This is a genomic window from Geotalea sp. SG265 (assembly GCF_022808985.1).
Taxonomy (GTDB): domain Bacteria; phylum Desulfobacterota; class Desulfuromonadia; order Geobacterales; family Geobacteraceae; genus Geotalea.
In genome coordinates this window covers 31,611-50,247 of sequence record NZ_JAKZFT010000019.1, presented here as the reverse complement: position 1 = coordinate 50,247, position 18,637 = coordinate 31,611, and the positions used below count along the sequence as shown (strand labels likewise).

The window sequence follows — 18,637 nt, the reverse complement described above, 5'->3', positions numbered from 1 at the left end:
AGGGGGAACGTGCACATACCCCCTCTCATCGGCTGCTCAGCCCCTCGAAATGAGTCATTTTTTTGAAGTTGCGGTATCTCGTTTCTATTTCCGTGTAGTCAAGCCGCTTCAATCGATTGAGACTGAAGTCCTCCACGTTGAACGAGGCCATGACGCTGCCGAAAATGATTGCCTGGCGGATTCCCTCATCGGAAGTGTCCCCAGTATTGGCCAGATACCCCATGAAACCGCCGGCAAAGGTATCGCCGGCGCCGGTCGGATCGAAAACCTCTTCAAGGGGATAGGCCGGTGCGGCAAAGATCGTGGCATCGGTGAACATCAGCACTCCGTATTCGCCCCGTTTGATGATGAGCTTTTTGGCGCCCATGGCAAGAATCTTCTTCGCAGCTTTGACCAGATTGGATTCCCCGGTGAATTGTCGCGCCTCACCTTCATTGATGATCAGTATATCCACCCGTTCGATGACCTTTTTCAATGCGTCCGGTTTCGACGAAATCCAGAAGTTCATGGTATCGCAGGCAATGATCCGGGGTTTCCGCATCTGGTTCAGGACTTCCATCTGCAGTTCCGGGTCGATATTGGCCAGGAAAAGGTACTCTGCACCGGCAGATGCGGCAGGAATGACCGGCTTGAACCTTTCAAAAACGTTGAGATGGGTTTCGAGGGTCTGTGCCTCATTGAGATCATAGCCGTACTTCCCCTTCCAGTGGAAGGTCTTGCCGCTTACCCGTGACAGCCCAGTCAGATCGATATTCCTCGATTTCAGGAAGTTAATGTCTTCATCGGGAAAGTCTTCACCGACGACCGCCACCAGACTCACGTCGGTAAAGAAGCTTGCCGCGGTGGAAAAATAAGTCGCTGATCCGCCGAGAACTCCCTCCATTTTACCGAATGGAGTCTCAACCGAATCGAATGCCACAGAACCAACAACCAGAATGCCCATTTAAGGTTCTCCTGAATCAAGTCTATTTTTTTACCTTTTCCAGCTTTGCCTTGAGCAGATCCCCCAGAGTGCCCATGGTTTTCGACGCACCTTCTGCTGAAGTCCGGCGGAAGGCTTCCAGGGTTCGCTCCTCTTCCTCGGCGGCCCGGCTTACTTCGGCCAAGGATAGGGACAACCGCCTGCTTTCCCTGTCGACACTCTCCACCTTGACCTCGACCGTATCCCCTTCCTTCAGTACCTCCCGAGGATGGTTGATCCGCTTGCCGGCGCCGAGCCTGGAGATATGAATGAGCCCGTCGATTCCCGCATCAAGCGTGATGAAAGCACCGAACTGGGCCAGGCGCGCCACCTGCCCCCGGTGGAATGAACCTTCGGGGAATCGGGCGGCAACGGCATCCCATGGGTCGGCAAGGGTGTCCTTAAGGCTGAAGGATATGCGGTCGTGGTCCCAATCGATCTGCTTTACCACCACCTCCACGTCCTGGCCGACCGAAAGCACCTCGCTGACATTCTTCACCCTGGTCCAGCCCAGTTCCGAGATGGGCAGCAGCCCTTCGATACTGCCGACGGCAATGAACGCGCCGAAGTCACGAATGGAGGTGACGGTACCTCTCACCGTCATTCCTTCCTTGAGTGTTTCTTTCTGCGCTTCCTTCTGTTTGGCCGCCTCCTCCTCCAGGATCGAACGGTGAGACAGGACGATATTGCGGCCGTTCTCTCCATATTCGGTTATTCTGAAGGACAGGTGCCGGCCGACGACGTCGGCTGCATTTTCCAGCCTGCGCAGGGAAATCTGGGAATAGGGACAGAAAGCGCGCACGCTGCCGCCTACCTTGACCTCGAATCCCCCCTTGACCTCTTTTTCCACATGCCCTTCCACAGGAATCCCATTCTTCCAGGCTTCTTCCAGTTGCGATTTTCCCGCCGCACCACTGCCCATCTTTGTCGTGAAGCGCAATTCGTTGTTCACTATTCCCAAAAACCAAGCGGTAATGGTGTCCCCTTCTTTAAAGGGAAGTTCGCCGTCAGGGGTTAGAAGTTCCTTTTTCTCAAGGACCCCCTCACCCTTTCTGCCAGTGTCGAGAAATATCCAGTCGCCGCTGATTTTCAGGACCGTTGCATCTATCTTCTGCCCCGGCTCCAGGCGGGCCTGTGCGGAAAAGCTTTTTTCAAAAAGATCGGCAAAACTCTCTTCTGCCGATTCCTGTTCGTTTTTTTCATCATTCGTACTCATGCAGGAACCTCTCAATGAATATTTTAATGGAAATTAGTGTAAAGCTCAGATTAAGTCAACAGATAAAGGGGAGACAGGGCTTTTCCGCTCACGGAAGGCTTGACAGTGTTTGGAGTACGGAACAGTAATCATCTCTCGCAATGCCCTTCAGAACCCGGAGAAAACCTTCGGGAAGCGGCGCAAATATGGTGATCGCTTCCCCTGTGGCAGGATGGGAAAAGGATGTCCTGAAGGAATGGAGGGCATGCCCTTCAAGGCCGCTGCATGTCAATCCGCCATAGCGGCGGTCGCCGCAGACGGGATGTCCGATGGCTTTGCAATGTAGGCGAATCTGATGCATGCGACCGGTAATGGGATAGACGGCAAGCAGGGACTGACGGGAGCCATTGAATATGACTTTATAGCGGGTTTCAGCTTCCTTGCCCTCCAGAGGCACGGTAATGGCTCCTTCACCCTGCAGATTGCCGTCTACAACGGCTAGATAAAGCTTGTCCAGCCCCTCTTCTTTCAGCTTCCGTCCAAACATGCCGGCAGCCGTGGAGCTTTTCGCAAGAATCACCGCACCCGAAGTGCCCCTGTCCAGTCTATTCACCGGTCTAAGCTTGCCGTTGCCACCATCCCGCCGGTTTAAAAAGCAGGAACCCTGCTCCACCAGGTTCCGGTCATAAACCTCGGCGGCCCGGTGCATGGGAAGTCCCTGAGGCTTGTTGAATACGACAATCCAGCTATCCTCAAAGAGGATTTCCAGTACGGGCCGAGCCGGGCCAAGCAAGGCCTTCGTCTTGCCGCTCTCCTTGAGGGCAACCACATCATCGAGGCGCAGGATCTTTGAACTGGCAGCCGGATGGCCATTGACCTGAGCATGCCCTGATGTCACCAGTTTGCGCACATAGGAAGGTGTAGCGGCAGGCAAGATGACATTGAGAAAGCCCTGCAACTGGCGGCAGTGGTCCGCTTCGGAAATTTTGTACTCCAGCATTGAAAACCACCCCGAATCTCGATCGTAAATATGTAATAGTGCATTGCCTGACTACGGATGTCAAGCATCCCTCCTGAAAAGAAAATTCCTTGATTTTTTAGCACCCTAAAGATAAAATATAATTAATAGAAGCTCTCGGATATGCGCAGAACATTTTGAGGAACCTGTCGATATTTAACATGATGATTTTCTCCGGTTACAGACGTGGTGCGCAAGCCCTCCTCTGGAGAAGGAAGCCTGAAGCGTTTTCCGGGGAAATGCTGGACACAAAGGGCAGAGAATTCAAAATTTATGCGGTATTCGGGAGCTGCTCCCAGGAACCTCGGCCAAACGGCCGGGGTTCTTTTTTTAGGTGCAAATTTCTTTACCACCCTTCGGCGCCGAAGAGGGGGACGAACCTCACAGCGCACAGCTCTTCCCTTTTGAATTCAGATTCGCTTATCCGTCTGGCTCTCATGAGCATCTGCAGTGTCTGGGTCGGACCGACCGGTATCACCAGCCGGCCGCCAACCGTCAGCTGATGAAGAAGGGCTTTCGGCAGCTCCGGAGCACCGGCCGTGACAACGATGGCATCATAGGGGGCGTACTCCGGCCAACCCAGTGATCCATCTCCTGCCAGAACCTCGATATTGTCATAACCCAACTGCACCAATCGTTGGCGGGCGGCTGCCGCCAGCTCGGCAATCCGCTCCACCGTGTACACTTGCCTGACGATTCTGCTCAGGATTGCAGCAGCATAGCCCGAACCGGTGCCGATCTCCAGAACGGTGTCGGCCGCGGTGGGTTCCAGTGCCTCCGTCATGTACGCGACGATATAGGGCTGGGAGATGGTTTGCCCATGACCGATGGGCAGTGGGTAATCCTCATAAGCAAGGTACCGCTCCTCCTCAGGAACGAAAGCCTCGCGGGGCACCTGAGCCATGGCATCGAGAACCGCCTGGTCACGGATGTCTCTGGCTGCCAAGTGCTCCCGGATCATCCTTTCACGAAGCGCTGCCATGGAGTCATGCATTTTCATAGATGACCTCCAGCCATGTATCCTCAACGCTTGTAGCCCAGCTTTCGCAGCAACGCCCGCCGCTCGTTGCGGTCACTTTCGGTCTCAACTCCCTTCGGCGGGAATCCATCAATGACGCCAACGACCCCCCAACCCTTGTCCGTGGATGCGACAATGACCTGCAGCGGATTGGCAGTAGCACAATAGATCTGGCACACCTCGGGACAGTTCTTGATGGGATTGAGGACACTTATTGGGAAAGCCTCACGCATGATGATACAGAAAACATGGCCGGCCCCTATGGCCTGCATACTGATGACACAACTGGCAATGAGCTCATCGTCATTTCCTTCGGTACGGATCAGACATTGTCCCGACGCCTCGGTGAAAGCTATGCCGAAACGTGCCTTCGGTACGGTGGCAACCATTATCTCGTAGAGATCTTCCACTGTTTTAACAAAATGGGTCTGGCCAAGGATAAAATTGCAACCATCGGGGACATCGATTTTTACGGCATGCATCTCCAGGTTCATACACTCCCCCTTTTGGGAAATAGCCGTCATATTAAAATATTCTATCAACCCTGCAGCCATACGCAAACGGGGGACGTCCAAGAGGCTGGATAAAAAAGGTCCTTCTGACATTTCCGGGGAAGGCAGTCGTGGCGTCGGTAGAGAGCAACGAGCTACAGCGGTGAGCGGACACCGCCGCAAGTCGAACGGAGGCAACCATTTCATTCAAGCAGCGTGCACCATTAGACGGGCGACACCGCAAGGTCGCAGCTGTGGCGACAGAGCGAACGGACGAGGTCGCGACTGCCTTTTGCTTAACAGAATTCCAGATGAATCAAAAAAAATGGCTGTCCGTACCCGGACAGCCATGAGAAATTGCGGTAAAGCAAAGATTATTCAGTAGTCTTGATGTTGGTAACAAAGTACTCGGACTCGCCGAAACAGCTGGTTGGTATCCCCTTATGCTGCTCATAGAGAAGAGATACCCTTTTCCCCATGGAGCCGGTGATCTTTTGTGCCACGGCGTCATCCCGCACGCTGAAGAGGAATTTTTCCGGCACTGCGCCTGGGACCGGAACCATGGACAATTCCCCTTCCCAGGTCTTGCATAACCACCCTTTGCGGGAGAATTTCTGCACATATCCCGCACGCTCTCCGTTCGAATAACTCCAGGTCAGGGCAAACCATGTATAGACGAAGAAACAACCAATCAGCAGCAATAGTATCCCGGTGGCCCAGAAAGCTATTTTCGATCCTCTGATTCCCATGTCCAACTCCTTCCAGCGCCCGCTAGAGATATTTTCCGATAATGATGTCCAAATTCTCCCTGGTCTGCTGAGGAATGACGGCTCTGTCGGTGATGACCGCATACTGCATGGCCGAAGAGCAGTGGCATGTTCTTTCGGCGCCAATGCGGCCGGCGGCATTTTTGATGATGGCCTTTGCCATGGTAACATTTTTTCGAACGATTTCCAGTATGGCATCGATGGATACATCTTCATGGGACTCGTGCCAGCAGTCGTAATCGGTTGCCAGAGCAATAACTCCGTAGCAGATTTCCGCCTCCCTGGCCAGTTTGGCTTCGGGAACATTGGTCATGCCGATAACCGAAGCACCAAAGGAACGGTACATGAGGGACTCGGCGCGGGTGGAAAAAGCGGGTCCTTCCATGCAGATGTAGGTCCCGCCCCGATGCACAGTCGCCCCGACAGCCTCGGCTGCAGCATAGAGATTGGCCGAAAGCTCGGCACAGACCGGGTCGGCGAACTGGGCATGTGCAACAACGCCGTTGCCGAAAAAGGTATTGATACGGCTCGCATTGGTGCGGTCAATGAACTGGTCGGGTATTACGATGTGGCCGGGCACAATCTCTTCCTTCATACTCCCCACCGCCGAAACGGATACGAGGTGTGTCACCCCCAGTTTTTTCATTCCGTAGATATTGGCGCGAAAGTTGATCTCAGAGGGCAGGAGACGGTGTCCCCTACCGTGGCGCGGCAGGAAGACCATACGCACCCCATCGAGGGTGCCGGTGATAAAATCGTCTGAAGGATCACCAAAAGGGGTGGTCATGGAGATGTTCTGCAGATCGGCCAGTCCATCCAGCTCATAGAGACCGCTGCCGCCGATGATACCAATTACCTGTTCGCTCATTATACTGCCTCCTGATTGTATTGCTGCCGTATCGACTGTTATCGTGCTTCTGCCGCCTTGTCCAGCCGCCCTTTCAACTGCCCGCATGCCGCCGAGATATCGCTCCCCCGGCTTGAGCGGGTGATGACGGTAACATGCTTATCAAGAAGGTACTTGTGGAAGCGATCGATCGATTCCTGGGTCGGGGTTGCGAGGCTGCACCCTTCGTGCTCATTGAAAGGGATCAGATTCACCTTGGAAGGAAAGGTGCTGATCAATCTCACCAGCCGTTTTGCGTCATCCAGGGAATCATTAACCCCTCTGATCAACACATACTCGACCGTTATCCAGCGCCGCGAAGGGAGTGGAAACGCCTTGCAGGCGGCGATAAGCTCTTTAAGCGGGTAGCGACGATTGACGGGCATGATCCGGTCTCGGACCTCGTCGGTGGTTGCATTGAGGGAAACGGCCAGGTTTACAGTCACTGCCGCCCCCAGCGCCGCCATTTCGGGCACAAGCCCCGACGTGGACACCGTCACCTTGCGGGTCGAGAATTGAAAGCCGTCGGGATCGGTGAGAATGCGCAAGGCACCGATTACGTTTTCAAGATTGGCCAGAGGTTCCCCCATCCCCATGAATACGATGTTTCGGACCGGCTCTTCCCGCTTGACGGCACAGACCTGATTGACAATCTCGGCAGTGGTTAGATTTCGTGTCAGCTTGAAGGTGCCGGTTAGGCAGAATTCGCACCCCATGGCGCATCCTACCTGGCTCGAAATGCAGAGGGTGTTTCTATCCTCGTCGGGAATGAGCACCGACTCCACAGCATTGCCGTCAGCAAGGCGGAAGAGATACTTCTTTGTCCCGTCGGCAGAGGCTTCCACCGCCTCAGCTTCCAGGTTGCTGATCCAGGCCGTTCTCTCCAACTCGGCCCGGAATTCCTTGGAAAGGTTTGTCATCTGGGCAAAAGAGGTGGCGTTCTGTTGATAGAGCCACTTGAAGATCTGCTTAGCACGAAACCGTTCTTTGCCCTGACCGGTGATATGGCCTTCCAGTTGCGCCAGCGTAAAATTTTTTATATCTACTTTTTCCATTGAATATAAAAAAGCCCTTCAAGATGAAGGGCTCTTTCCTTACTTGTATTGTGAAATGTTCCTACACCAGTTCAAGGGCGCTGAAAAAATACGGTATTTCGAAGGCGGCGGATTCGGGAGAATCGGAACCATGAACGGTGTTTTCTTCGATGCTGACCCCCAGATCTTTTCTGATGGTTCCGGCTTCGGCATTGGCAGGGTTGGTCGCTCCCATCAGCTCACGCCAAGCGGCAATGGCATTGTCCTTCTCCAGGGCAAGTACGATCACCGGATTCCTGGACATGAACGTACAGAGGTCGTTAAAGAATGGACGCTCCTTGTGCACATAATAGAAACCCTCGGCCTGTTTCTTGGTCAGGTGAATCTTTTTCATGCCGACGATCTTGAATCCTGCCCCTTCTATCCTATCGAGAACTTTGCCGGTGATGTTTCGCTCCACGGCATCGGGTTTAATAATCGCAAATGTTCTTTCCATGGTTCCCTCCGTAATCAATTATAGTAAACGAACGTTTTCAATACCATTTTGCGCCTGCCATGTCAATGAAAGTTCCGTTACACTGGAAATAAAAACAGCCTACAGAATAAATTCTGTAGGCCATTTTGGTCCAAACCGAGTGAAGAAAGATTATTTCTTCTCAGCAGGGGCTGCCGGGGTTGCTTCCGGAGCAGCAGGAGCTGCAGGAGCAGACTTAGCAGTCATAGGAGCCTGAACCGGAGCAGCAGCAGGAGCTTCGGTCTTAGCGGGCTCAACAGGAGCCTCTTCCTTCTTTTTGCAGCCAGCGGCGAAAGCGATAGCCAGAGCCAGGCACAGTGCCAAAGAGATCAGTTTTTTCATTGACGATATCACCTCTTTTCTTTTTTGATTACCATTCTTTTGCGCATGGCGCATGGTTTTCGGTCACAACAAAGCGCAAATATACTATTAAAATTTCAAAAGTCAAGATTTTTTTAACCGCTAAAAATAAATATTTCAAGGTTACTGGCAACACCGGAAAAGGCTGGAAAAATCAGATGCTTATGCAGACCATTTTGATATTGGTCATCTCCTCCATGGCATATTTCAGCCCCTCGCGTCCCAGTCCACTTTCCTTGTTGCCGCCATAGGGCATGTGGTCAACACGGAAGGTTGGCACGTCATTGATGATCACCCCACCCACATCCAGCTTCTTGATGGCCGTGAACGCCTTCTTTATGTCACTGGTATAAAGGCCGGCCTGAAGGCCGTAGACAGAATCGTCAGCCATCTCCAGCGCCTCATCGAACGTCTCATAGGGGAGTACCGAAACGATGGGAGCGAAAACCTCGGAGCACATGACCTTCATATCGCGGGTAACGCCGGTGAGGATGGTCGGCTCCAGGCAGTTACCGAAAGCATTGCCCCCTGCCGCTACTACGGCACCGAGTTTCTTTGCTTCTTCCAGCCATTCCAGAGCCCTGTTCAATTCTTTCCTGGTAATCATGGGGCCTATGTCCGAAGTCTTGTCGAACGGGTCCCCCACCTTCAGAAGGTGGGTCGCCTCGATAAATTTGCCGAGGAACTCATCGTACCGTTTCTTGTGGACAAAGATGCGCTGCACCGAAATACAAACCTGCCCCGAGTTGGCAAAGCTCCCGACGACGCACCGGGAAACGGCCTTGTCCACATCGCCGTCCTCTTCAATAATGGTCGGAGAATTGGAGCCGAGCTCCAGGGTAACCCTTTTGAGGCCGCTGCGGGATTTGATGCCCCGCCCCACGGGTGGACTGCCGGTAAAGGTAATCATTGCCAGCCGGTCGTCCTCCACCAGCCGGTTTCCTACCGTCGCTCCGCTGCCGATCAGCACATTGAGGGCTCCAGCAGGAAGGCCCGCCTCCATGAGCAATTCGGCAAGTTTAAGGGAGGTAAGCGGCGTTTTGGTAGCCGGCTTGAGCACTACGGCATTACCGGTGGCAATGGCCGGGGCAACCTTGTGTGCCACCAGGTTCAAAGGGAAATTGAATGGTGTGATGGCTCCGATTATGCCAATGGGGGTCCGGATGTAGAAGCCGAAGCGCCCGGCGGAAACAGGGGATGCGTCCATGGGAACGATGTCGCCGTGGCTTCCCTTCGCCTCCATGGCGGCAAATTTGAATGTCTCCGCACTGCGCTCGGCCTCGGCAATCGCGAATTTCCAGGATTTGCCCGCCTCCCGCGCGATGATGCCCGCTATCTCGTCCTTATCCCGGAGGATGAATTCGGCCGTTTTCTCCAGTATCTCGGCACGCCTGTGGGCAGGCAGGGCGGAAATCCGCTCGTATCCCCTTCCGGCGGCAACGATGGCTGCCTCAACGTCTCCGGCGGTTGCCTCGGGAACCAGCCCTATCAATGAATCGTCAAACGGATTAATCACCTCTATTCCAATGCGGTCATCCCCCAGCCATTCTCCGTCAATCAACATTCTATAACGTTTGGCCATTCGTTCCTCCCCATGCGTTAACGCTTGTAAATATTCGCCAAATATATTACATTGACACCCAATTATCAACAGCTAACAAGGAAACTACCGTGATCGACAGCAATCTTTCCGCCGGCGACAAACAGGTGCTCCTCAAGATCGCCCGGGACACCATCAACCAATACGTAACCGATGACACAATACCGAAATTCGAAACAGCGGACCAAGGGCTGCTCACCCAGTCCGGATGCTTCGTCAGCATTAAAGTGCATGGAACGCTGCGCGGATGCATAGGCAATTTTATCTCCGAGAAGCCGCTGTTTCAACTGGTGCAGGAAATGGCCATTTCTGCCGCAACCCGTGATCCGCGCTTCTATCCCATGAAAGAGGAGGATCTGGCTGATTACAACCTGGAGATCTCAGTACTCTCCCCTTTACACAAGATCTCCTCCATAGAAGAAATTGAAGTGGGAAAACACGGCCTGTACATAGAGAAGAACTTTTCCCGGGGGGTGCTGCTTCCCCAGGTGGCCGTCGAATTCGGCTGGGACAGGGATACCTTCCTCCGTCAGACCTGCCTGAAAGCTGGGCTGAAACAGGAGGGCTGGAAGGAAGGAACTGACATCTACATCTTCAGCGCCCAAGTATTCAGCGAAAAAGATCTGTAATAAAGTTCTTTTCCGCCCCCGAAGGTTTTGCTTGCAAAAAATTTAACAAAAAAGGGAGATGCCGAAGCATCTCCCTTTTTTTGTACCATTGCAGATCGCGATTAGAACTTGCGACCACCTTCAGCAGCCCACTTCTCGAGCATGTCGGTGGTAACTGACTTGGGACGCTCGATGGCGTAGCCGAGGCCACGGTCCCAAGTAATGTTAGCCATGCAGCCGAGGGCACGGCCAACACCGAAGAGAACAGTGTAGAAGTCCCACTCCTTGACGCCGTAGTACCACTGGATGACGCCCGACTGTGCATCGACGTTCGGCCAGGGGTTCTTGGTCTTGCCGTGCTCGGTGAGAACACCGGGGGCGGTTTCGAAGATCATGGCAACGAGCTTGAAGAGCGAGTCGTCCTTCAGGCCCGGGGTGTTGAGACAGAATTCACGCTGTGCGGTGTAACGGGGGTCGGTCTTGCGGAGAACGGCATGGCCGTAACCGGGAACGACCTGGCCGGCATTGAGGGTATCCCAGAGAGCTTTGGTAACGTTTTCCTTGGTGGGCTCGGCACCATTGAGTTTCTTCTGGAATTCCATGATCCAGCCCAGGACCTCCTGGTTTGCCAGGCCGTGGAGAGGACCGGCGAGGCCGTTGAGACCGGCGGAGTATGCATAGTAGGGGTCGGAAAGAGCCGAGTGCACCAGGTGAGTGGTGTGGGCGGAAACGTTTCCGGACTCATGGTCGGAGTGGAGGATGAAGTACATACGGGCAACGTCTTTGTACTGCTCGCTCTGGCCGATCATGTGGGCAAAGTTTGCACCCATGTCCAGTTTCGGGTCGATGGCGATCTGCTTGTCGCCCTTGTATTTCAGGTTATAGATAAAGGCGGCAACGATGGGGATACGTGCAACGATGTCGCTGGCATCTTCATAGACAGTTTCCCAGGCAACCATTTTGTTGAACTTGCCGGAGTTGTAGAAAGCGGCGAACTTGGAATCCTTCTGCATGGCCAGGATACCGACGGACAGCATGACCATCGGATGGCTTTCCTTAGGAAGAGCACGGATGGCATCAAAGACATAGGAGGGCACATTCTGACGAGTTTTCCACTCGGCAACGACCTCGTCAACCTGAGCCTGGGTCGGAACATCACCAGTCAAAAGGAAGTACCAGAAAGACTCAACGGTCGGATATGCCGAACCGGCAGCCTTCGGCAGTGCTGCAAAGGTTTCGGGGATGGTTTTGCCGCGGAAGCGGATACCTTCCTGGGGATCGAGGTAGGAAATGTCGGTAACCAGGCTGCGGATATCGCGGGCACCGCCGATGCACTGGTCGATGGTTACCTGATCGATGATTACCTTGCCGAACTCTTTGGTCAGTCTGGTGGTGCGGGTGCGATGCGCTTCAATCTTCTGCTTCAGGGTGTCCTTAAGTGCCATGGTGTTCGCTCTCCTTTTGTCTGGTGGGGTGATAAAATAAAAAATAAGAAAAAATAAACCAAAAGCTGCCTAACAGGTAACCTCCTTTCCTGCATGGATAAGCTGGAAAAAGCGGCAATTTGGTCGATTCCAAATGATGTTAAAGCAGGAAAAACAGCCAGGAGCAAGCCACGATAAAACTTCAGGTACTCATTATAAAATATACTGTATACAATTTGGGTAAAACTTATATCACCCCGCTGTGCATATTTCAACAAAAAAAATGCAGGAATTAAACAATCTTCATAAGAAGACCAACTCCTCACTGGAAAAGGTCAACCGCTTAAGACCAGACTCGGTGAGATAGAAGGTATTTTCGATGCCTATCGCGCCTTCGCCGGCAAAGACCACCTTGGGCTCGAAGGCGAATGCCATGCCCGGCTCCATGGTCATGGTATCGAACCCCTTGGCAATGAAGGGATACTCGTCGATTTCCACGCCAAGGCCGTGACCGATGAAGCTGACTTGTGCCCCCTTGTTGCCCATGAAGGTATCGGCATACCCCAGCCTGTGGGCCAGGGCCAAGCATTCATCGTAGATGAGCCCCCAGGCTGGGCGCTGCGGTACAAGCTCCATCATGCGCGCCTGTATCTTCAGCATGTCTTCATAGCCCTTTTTCATCCTGTCGGACAGACTGCCGATGGCGAAAATCCTGGTCTGGTCCACCAGATAACCGTCGCAGCATCCAGCAAAATCCACGATGACCGGCTCGTTCCGCCCGATCGGCTTGTGGCCGGCCCCCTGGCTGAAACTCGTATTGATGCCCATCCCCCCCAGCGGCGTGTCCACATAAGTCGGCACCGCCGTATCGGTACCGGAGAAGACATGGCCGAAGAGCATCACGCCGTTGAAGGCCCGCATCCGCACCAGGCCCTGGTGCCCTTCCTTCCGTGCCACATATTCCAGTTCGGCGGCCAAGTCCAGATCGGTCATCCCCTCGCGAAGCACATCCTTCACCCGGCGGTTTACCCTGTCTACCTGCTCGGCCGCATCCTGAAGGAGATGGATTTCGTAATGGCTCTTGATCATGCGCACCTTGCGGACAAGGGGAGTGGCATCGCTGAATCGGGCTCCGGGGAAGACTTTCTCGTAGCGGGTAAAGAAATTCACGGGAAGGATATCCAGCTCCATACCGATGTTCACCGGCAACGGATAGCCATGCTCGGCCAGGACCGCGGGGATATCCTTCATGGTGCCGAAGGGCACCACATGCTTCAGGCCGCACTCCATGCGCGCCCGCATGAAATCCTTTCTCACCATGTAAATGGGCTCACCCTCAGCAGGGACGTAGAGATTTCCGTTCTGAATGGTGCCGGTAAAATAAAAGAGATCCGCATTCTGCAATATCAGGACTGCATCGAGCCCTTGGACCGCCATCTGCTGTTGAAGTTTTTTATAGCGGTAATCAAGCTCTGTTGCCGGTGTAAGTCTCATGATTGTTCCTTGTGCTGTTCAGTTAGATGAGGAATGCTGCTTTTCCCGTGCCTCGCGCAGCAGTCTGCGCTTTTTCCGTCCGCCGAGAAATGTCTCTTCGATGACGATGGCGATGAAGCAGAGAATAAAAAGAAAGAAAATGATACCCAGTGCCGTTTCCCTCACCGTAGCTCCTTTTTGGCGGGCATAAGCCCGATGGACTTGTTGCTGCTCAATTCTCCTCTTCCAGCTGCAATTCCTTGATAGCCATCTCCCGCAGCTTGAATTTCTGGATCTTGCCGCTGGCGGTCATGGGATAGCCCTCCACAAATTTGACGTACTTGGGGATCTTGTAGTTGGCTATCCTGCCTTTGCAGAAGGCTTTGACCTCGTCCTCGCTCATGACCTCCCCCTTCTTCAGAATGACCGCAGCCATGACCTGCTCTCCGAACCTGCGGTCGGGCACTCCATATATCTGCACGTCCGAGATCTTGGGATGGGTGTAAAGATATTCCTCGATCTCCTTAGGATAAATGTTCTCGCCACCGCGAATGATCATCTGCTTGATCCTGCCGGTGATCTTGCAATAGCCGCTCTCGTCCATCACTGCCAGATCGCCCGTGTGCAGCCAGCCGTCGGCATCGATCACCTTGGCGGTCTCCTCCGGCATCTTGTAGTATCCCTTCATAACCATGTATCCACGGGCGCACAGCTCTCCCTGCTTGCCCGGCGGCAGAGATTCTCCGGTTTCGATGTCGACGATCCTGACCTCCGCCCCGGGCAAGGCACGGCCAACGGTCGAGACCCGCAGCTCCAAGGAGTCGCCGGTTCGGGTCTGGGTTATGCCGGGAGAGGATTCGGTCTGGCCATAGACACTCGTGATTTCCGTCAGGTTCATATCCTTGACGCACCGCTTCATCACCTCGATGGGGCAGACCGAGCCTGCCATGATGCCGGTACGCAATGTGGAAAGATCGAACTTGCGGAATTCGGGATGTTCCAACTCGGCGATGAACATGGTGGGAACACCATGAACGGCGGTGCAACGCTCCTTTTCGATAGTCTGCAGCACCTTGAGCGGGTCGAAGAGCTCCACCGGCACCATTGCAGTGCCGTGGGTGACACTGGCCATTACCGCGAGAACGGAACCGAAGCAGTGGAAAAAGGGCACCGGAATGCACAGGCGGTCCGCGTGGGTGAATTTCATACACTCGCCGATATTGAAACCGTTGTTGACCAGGTTATGGTGGGTCAGCATGACCCCCTTGGGGAAACCGGTGGTACCTGAGGTGTACTGCATGTTGATGGTGTCGTGGATGTCCAGTGATGCCTCTACGGCAGCAAGCTCGGTATCGGCGACATCCGTACCCATCTCGGCGATGCAGGCAAAGCTGAGCATACCCGCAGGGGTCTCGTCACCGATGAAGACCAGGTTCTTCAGGAAGGGAAGCTTAGGCGTGGTAATGCGCCCATCCTTGGCAGTGGCCAATTCCGGCACCACCTCACCCAGGGTTGCCACATAGTCCGTATCTTTCCAGGACCTGACCATAAAGAGGGTGGTGGAATCGGACTGGTTGAGAAGATATTCAAGCTCAGCCGACTTATAGGCAGTATTGACTGTAACGAGGACAGCGCCGATCTTGGCTGTAGCGAACTGGAGGATAACCCATTCGGGGACGTTGTAGGCCCAGATGGCCACATTTTCCCCCTTACGGATGCCGAGCTTCAGAAGGCCTTTAGCCACCCGGCGGCAAACCTCGTTAAACTGCCGATAGCTGTAGCGCAGACCCAGTTCGGGGTAAACCAGGGCATCATTGTCGGGATAAGTGGCGGCGATATGGTCCAGCAGACCACCAATTGTAAACTCCAGCCGGGTCGACATACTGTCCTCCTGTTTGACAATATCAAACTTAAGTTTGACAATTTAACTTATTGATTTAAAAGGGAATTTACCACTTATCACAGCATTTATTACAAGTCAAGCAGTTTGAGGACCGAGATGACCCCTCCAGCTTTTTGCCGGTTTATTAGGCATTCCGTTACAGGTAGCTATTTATTGTTACCTTTTTTCTGCCGATTAACCTATTATCCACCCTGTTATCAACAGCAGATGTGGAAATAAAATGCCGGCAGCAAAGGAGCGGCACATGCAAACAATCCTCATTATCGAAGACGAACGGGATCTGGCCGAATTGATACGCTTCAACCTGGAGGGTGAGGGCTTCCGCTGCCTGTACGAAGCCGATGGGAGCTCCGGACTTGAGGCGGCACGCCGGGAATTGCCGGATTTGATACTTCTGGACCTGATGCTCCCCGGCCTGATGGGCACGGAAATCTGCAAAAGTCTGAAAAAAAACGAGCAGACGGCAGCGATTCCCATCATGATGCTTACCGCCCGAGGCGAGGAGATCGACCGGGTAGTGGGATTCGAGGTGGGGGCGGACGATTACGTGGTCAAGCCCTTCTCCGTCAGGGAACTGTTGCTGCGGATCAGGGCGGTGCTCCGCCGTTCCGCCCCCGCTGCACCCGCCTGCAAAATAGTCATTGGTCCGGTACATATCGATACGGAACGGCACCAGGTTCTGATCGAAAACGAGGAGATCGCCCTCACCACGACCGAATTCAAGCTGCTCTTAAACCTGGCCGAACGCCGGGGACGGGTGCAGAGCAGGGAAACACTGCTTCAGGATGTATGGGGCTATAACTATGTGGGAGACACCCGGACGGTGGATACCCACGTGACACGGCTCAGGACAAAACTGGGGGAGGCAGGGGAGATGATCAAAACCATCAGGGGTTTCGGCTATAAAATGGAGGAGCAATGAAAACGAGCTTCCGCCTGAAACTGATGCTCTCCTACCTCTGCCTGGTCCTTTTCATGGGGGCGATCATCTATGCCTACCTGAATCATGCCCTGGAAAGGTACATGCTGGCCGAGATCAGCAACAACCTGATCAGCGAGACCAGACTGGCAGCCCTCATGGCCGACAGGGCCGGTGATAACCTGCTCCGGGATGCGCCGGCCATTGCCGCAACGGTCGGCAAGGAAATCAAGGCCAGGCTCACCATCATTGCAAGTGACGGCAGGGTAATCGGCGATTCGGAGGTTCCCCCAGGCCAGCTCAAGGACCTGGAAAATCATCTGCATCGTCCCGAAGTACAGAGGTCAATCAAAGAGGGAATGGGTACCGCCATCCGTTACTCGTCCACATTGCAGATGCCCATGCTCTATGTGGCCCGCCCCCTGGTGCTGAAAAACGGAGAAATGGCAATCATCAGGCTTGCCCTCCCACTGGCCCGGCTGCAGGAAGCACGCTCCCACATGCACCTGATGCTGGGCATCGCCCTGGTGCTCGCCCTTCTGGCAGCCCTCTTTTTCAGCTACATCATGTCCAACATCACCTCCCGCTCCCTGCGCACCATATCCGGCATCGCCGCCAGGATCGGCAAGGGAGAATACGGTCTCAGGGTTCCCCGGGAAAGCCGCGACGAGGTAGGGGATCTGGCTGCGGTCATGAATGACATGTCGGAAAGGATCGAGACCCAGCTTACCAGTATCGTAGCCGAAAGGAACAGACTCGACACCATTCTTCGCGGCATGGGGGAGGGACTGATGGTGACAGATGCCCAGGGCATCGTTACCCTGGTCAATCCGGCCTTTCGCAGGATGTTCTCAATCAGGGAAGATGTGGAAGGAAAGCCCCTCTTGGAGGTGAGCCGGCAACCAGCGCTCCATGCAGCCTACCGAAAGACCATGGCCGACGGCATCGAGCGACAGGAAGAAATGAGCATGAGCGGTGAAAAGGACTGCTACATCCTGACCCACTGGGTGCCGCTCCTTGACGGTGACCGGCTTACGGGGGTGGTGGCGGTTTTCCACGATATCACCGACCTGAAGAAGCTGGCCGCCACACGCCGGGATTTTGTGGCCAATGTCTCCCACGAGCTGCGAACTCCGGTCTCCGTTATCCAGGGTTATGCGGAAACCCTGCTGGGAGGGGCGCTGGAAAGCGATCCCGACCGGGCACGGAGGTTCATCCAGGTGATCCACAACCACGGTGAGCGGCTCTCGTCCCTGATCGCCGATCTGCTGGCATTGTCCGAGCTGGAATCGGGCAAGGTCCTTCTCGACCCCCGCCCCCTGAGCCTCAAGTCAGCAGTAAAGCAGGCGGTGACCCTGCTCAGCCAAAAGGCCGCCGACAAAGGGATCGGCCTGGATGCAGAGACGATCGGGGACAGGCATATGGTCCTTGCCGATAAGGGAAAGCTGGATCAGGTACTGGTGAACCTCCTGGACAATGCCATCAAATACACCCCCGACAACGGCACGGTGACAGTCACCGCTGAGGATGACGGGGAAATGCTGAAAATTTCCGTGACCGACACAGGCCTGGGAATTCCGGCCAAGGACCTGCCCCGCATCTTCGAGCGGTTTTACCGGGTGGACGAAGCGCGAAGCCGTGACAAGGGGGGAACCGGTCTGGGGCTCTCCATCGTCAAGCACATCGTCCAGTCCCACGGGGGCACTATCTGGGTAACGAGCACCCCGGGGAAGGGATCGACCTTCTCGTTCACCCTCAGAAAGGCCGCTTGAAAGAGTCAAGCGCACTTCCGGAATCTCCGATAAACCGTAAAAAAAGGGGACAGGCTTTAATACCTGTCCCCTTTCATGTTCCGGTTATTTCGCTCTGTCAGCTCAGCATATCCCGCACCTTATCCACCATGTTACGGGGCATGAACGGCTTACGGATGAATCCGTCGGCTCCCGAGTCGGTTACCAACCGGGCCAACTCGTCCGCAGGCTTCGAAGAAAGCAGCAGAATGGGAATATCCCTGGTCTGGGGATTGTCCTTGAGCATCCGTGCCTTCTTGTCCCCGTCGAGGATGGGCAGCATCACGTCGAGAATGATGAGATCAGGCTTGCTCTGGGAAAAGATATGCTTGTCCGCCGCCTTTGCGTTCGGGGCGGTAATAACCTTGAAACCACCCTCTTCAAGGGCATCGCTGGCCATGGCCACCACGATCTCGCTGTCATCAACGACCAGAACGGTCTTTGTTTTCATCACGTTCCTCCGTCATCTTCATGGGTGACATTACATCTGCAAGTGTATCAGTATCAGATCTTAACGCTACAGGAAGTCCTCAAAGTAGTCAAGGTCCTTGTGAACCGTCTCCTCCAGGCGCCAGAGAGGGAAAGGGGCCAGGGCGAGACAGAGGCCGCACAGATCGCCGATGGCGAGCCCCAGGTAACGGAACAGTCCCAAGCCATGCCCCTGATTTCTCTTGAC

At 54.3% G+C, this 18,637-nt stretch carries 20 protein-coding genes; 3 read left to right on the top strand and 17 right to left on the bottom strand.

All coding sequences use genetic code 11. From position 1 onward, the window contains the following. Nucleotides 1–25: 25 nt before the first annotated feature. The 11 genes from ML541_RS17025 to ML541_RS16975 form a co-directional block, all read right to left on the bottom strand. The gene (locus ML541_RS17025) at nucleotides 26–943 is read right to left on the bottom strand and encodes a PfkB family carbohydrate kinase (RefSeq protein WP_243374743.1); all 918 of its coding nucleotides are present in this window, start codon (nucleotides 941–943) and stop codon (nucleotides 26–28) included. Nucleotides 944–965: 22 nt separating this feature from the next. After that, a complete protein-coding gene (gene rpsA / locus ML541_RS17020) occupies nucleotides 966–2,177 on the bottom strand; it encodes a 30S ribosomal protein S1 (RefSeq protein ID WP_243374742.1) in 1,212 nt (403 codons plus the stop codon). Between the two features lie 88 nt (nucleotides 2,178–2,265). Continuing rightward, nucleotides 2,266–3,156, bottom strand: coding sequence for an RluA family pseudouridine synthase (locus ML541_RS17015; RefSeq protein ID WP_243374740.1), 891 nt, complete (start codon nucleotides 3,154–3,156; stop codon nucleotides 2,266–2,268). 364 nt (nucleotides 3,157–3,520) lie between these two features. Then, on the bottom strand, nucleotides 3,521–4,174 hold the full coding sequence (locus ML541_RS17010; protein WP_243374739.1) for a protein-L-isoaspartate(D-aspartate) O-methyltransferase: 654 nt from the start codon (nucleotides 4,172–4,174) through the stop codon (nucleotides 3,521–3,523). A 23-nt stretch (nucleotides 4,175–4,197) separates the two neighbouring features. Continuing rightward, nucleotides 4,198–4,686: an adenosine-specific kinase gene (locus ML541_RS17005; protein WP_243374738.1), complete on the bottom strand. Its 489-nt coding sequence runs from the start codon at nucleotides 4,684–4,686 to the stop codon at nucleotides 4,198–4,200. Nucleotides 4,687–5,057: 371 nt separating this feature from the next. Next, entirely contained in the window at nucleotides 5,058–5,432 is a 375-nt protein-coding gene (locus ML541_RS17000) for a hypothetical protein (protein ID WP_243374737.1), read from the bottom strand. A 22-nt stretch (nucleotides 5,433–5,454) separates the two neighbouring features. Beyond that, a complete protein-coding gene (gene mtnP / locus ML541_RS16995; RefSeq protein ID WP_243374736.1) occupies nucleotides 5,455–6,318 on the bottom strand; it encodes an S-methyl-5'-thioadenosine phosphorylase in 864 nt (287 codons plus the stop codon). Nucleotides 6,319–6,356: 38 nt separating this feature from the next. Beyond that, the gene (rlmN, locus tag ML541_RS16990) at nucleotides 6,357–7,391 is read right to left on the bottom strand and encodes a 23S rRNA (adenine(2503)-C(2))-methyltransferase RlmN (RefSeq protein ID WP_243374735.1); all 1,035 of its coding nucleotides are present in this window, start codon (nucleotides 7,389–7,391) and stop codon (nucleotides 6,357–6,359) included. A gap of 61 nt (nucleotides 7,392–7,452) precedes the next feature. After that, nucleotides 7,453–7,866: a nucleoside-diphosphate kinase gene (gene ndk / locus ML541_RS16985; protein WP_243374734.1), complete on the bottom strand. Its 414-nt coding sequence runs from the start codon at nucleotides 7,864–7,866 to the stop codon at nucleotides 7,453–7,455. Nucleotides 7,867–8,016: 150 nt separating this feature from the next. Continuing rightward, a complete protein-coding gene (locus ML541_RS16980) occupies nucleotides 8,017–8,226 on the bottom strand; it encodes a hypothetical protein (protein WP_243374733.1) in 210 nt (69 codons plus the stop codon). 172 nt (nucleotides 8,227–8,398) lie between these two features. Continuing rightward, nucleotides 8,399–9,826: an aldehyde dehydrogenase family protein gene (locus ML541_RS16975; RefSeq protein WP_243374732.1), complete on the bottom strand. Its 1,428-nt coding sequence runs from the start codon at nucleotides 9,824–9,826 to the stop codon at nucleotides 8,399–8,401. Between the two features lie 92 nt (nucleotides 9,827–9,918). On the opposite strand from ML541_RS16975, the gene amrA reads away from it, so the two are divergent. Beyond that, nucleotides 9,919–10,473, top strand: coding sequence for an AmmeMemoRadiSam system protein A (amrA, locus tag ML541_RS16970; RefSeq protein ID WP_243374773.1), 555 nt, complete (start codon nucleotides 9,919–9,921; stop codon nucleotides 10,471–10,473). Between the two features lie 101 nt (nucleotides 10,474–10,574). On the opposite strand, the gene ML541_RS16965 is transcribed toward amrA, so the two are convergent. From ML541_RS16965 to ML541_RS16950, 4 genes are all read right to left on the bottom strand, one after another. Continuing rightward, nucleotides 10,575–11,897, bottom strand: coding sequence for a citrate (Si)-synthase (locus ML541_RS16965; RefSeq protein ID WP_243374730.1), 1,323 nt, complete (start codon nucleotides 11,895–11,897; stop codon nucleotides 10,575–10,577). 282 nt (nucleotides 11,898–12,179) lie between these two features. After that, nucleotides 12,180–13,370, bottom strand: a complete 1,191-nt coding sequence (locus tag ML541_RS16960) for a Xaa-Pro peptidase family protein (protein ID WP_243374728.1) — start codon at nucleotides 13,368–13,370, stop codon at nucleotides 12,180–12,182. Between the two features lie 18 nt (nucleotides 13,371–13,388). Further along, complete coding sequence (locus tag ML541_RS16955; RefSeq protein WP_243374726.1) at nucleotides 13,389–13,535, bottom strand: hypothetical protein; 147 nt, start codon at nucleotides 13,533–13,535, stop codon at nucleotides 13,389–13,391. Nucleotides 13,536–13,581: 46 nt separating this feature from the next. Then, on the bottom strand, nucleotides 13,582–15,231 hold the full coding sequence (locus ML541_RS16950; protein WP_243374725.1) for an AMP-binding protein: 1,650 nt from the start codon (nucleotides 15,229–15,231) through the stop codon (nucleotides 13,582–13,584). 265 nt (nucleotides 15,232–15,496) lie between these two features. On the opposite strand from ML541_RS16950, the gene ML541_RS16945 reads away from it, so the two are divergent. Together ML541_RS16945 and ML541_RS16940 are read left to right on the top strand one after the other, a co-directional pair. Further along, complete coding sequence (locus ML541_RS16945) at nucleotides 15,497–16,174, top strand: response regulator transcription factor (protein ID WP_243374724.1); 678 nt, start codon at nucleotides 15,497–15,499, stop codon at nucleotides 16,172–16,174. Further along, nucleotides 16,171–17,943, top strand: a complete 1,773-nt coding sequence (locus ML541_RS16940) for an ATP-binding protein (RefSeq protein WP_243374723.1) — start codon at nucleotides 16,171–16,173, stop codon at nucleotides 17,941–17,943. The genes ML541_RS16945 and ML541_RS16940 overlap by 4 nt, the downstream gene beginning before the upstream one ends. Before the next feature lie 97 nt (nucleotides 17,944–18,040). Here the strand turns inward: ML541_RS16940 and ML541_RS16935 are convergent, their stop codons facing one another. Further along, nucleotides 18,041–18,412, bottom strand: a complete 372-nt coding sequence (locus ML541_RS16935) for a response regulator (RefSeq protein WP_243374722.1) — start codon at nucleotides 18,410–18,412, stop codon at nucleotides 18,041–18,043. A 66-nt stretch (nucleotides 18,413–18,478) separates the two neighbouring features. Next, nucleotides 18,479–18,613 (bottom strand): hypothetical protein, encoded by a 135-nt coding sequence (locus ML541_RS18925; RefSeq protein ID WP_279342553.1) that lies wholly within the window; start codon nucleotides 18,611–18,613, stop codon nucleotides 18,479–18,481. Nucleotides 18,614–18,637 lie beyond the last annotated feature (24 nt).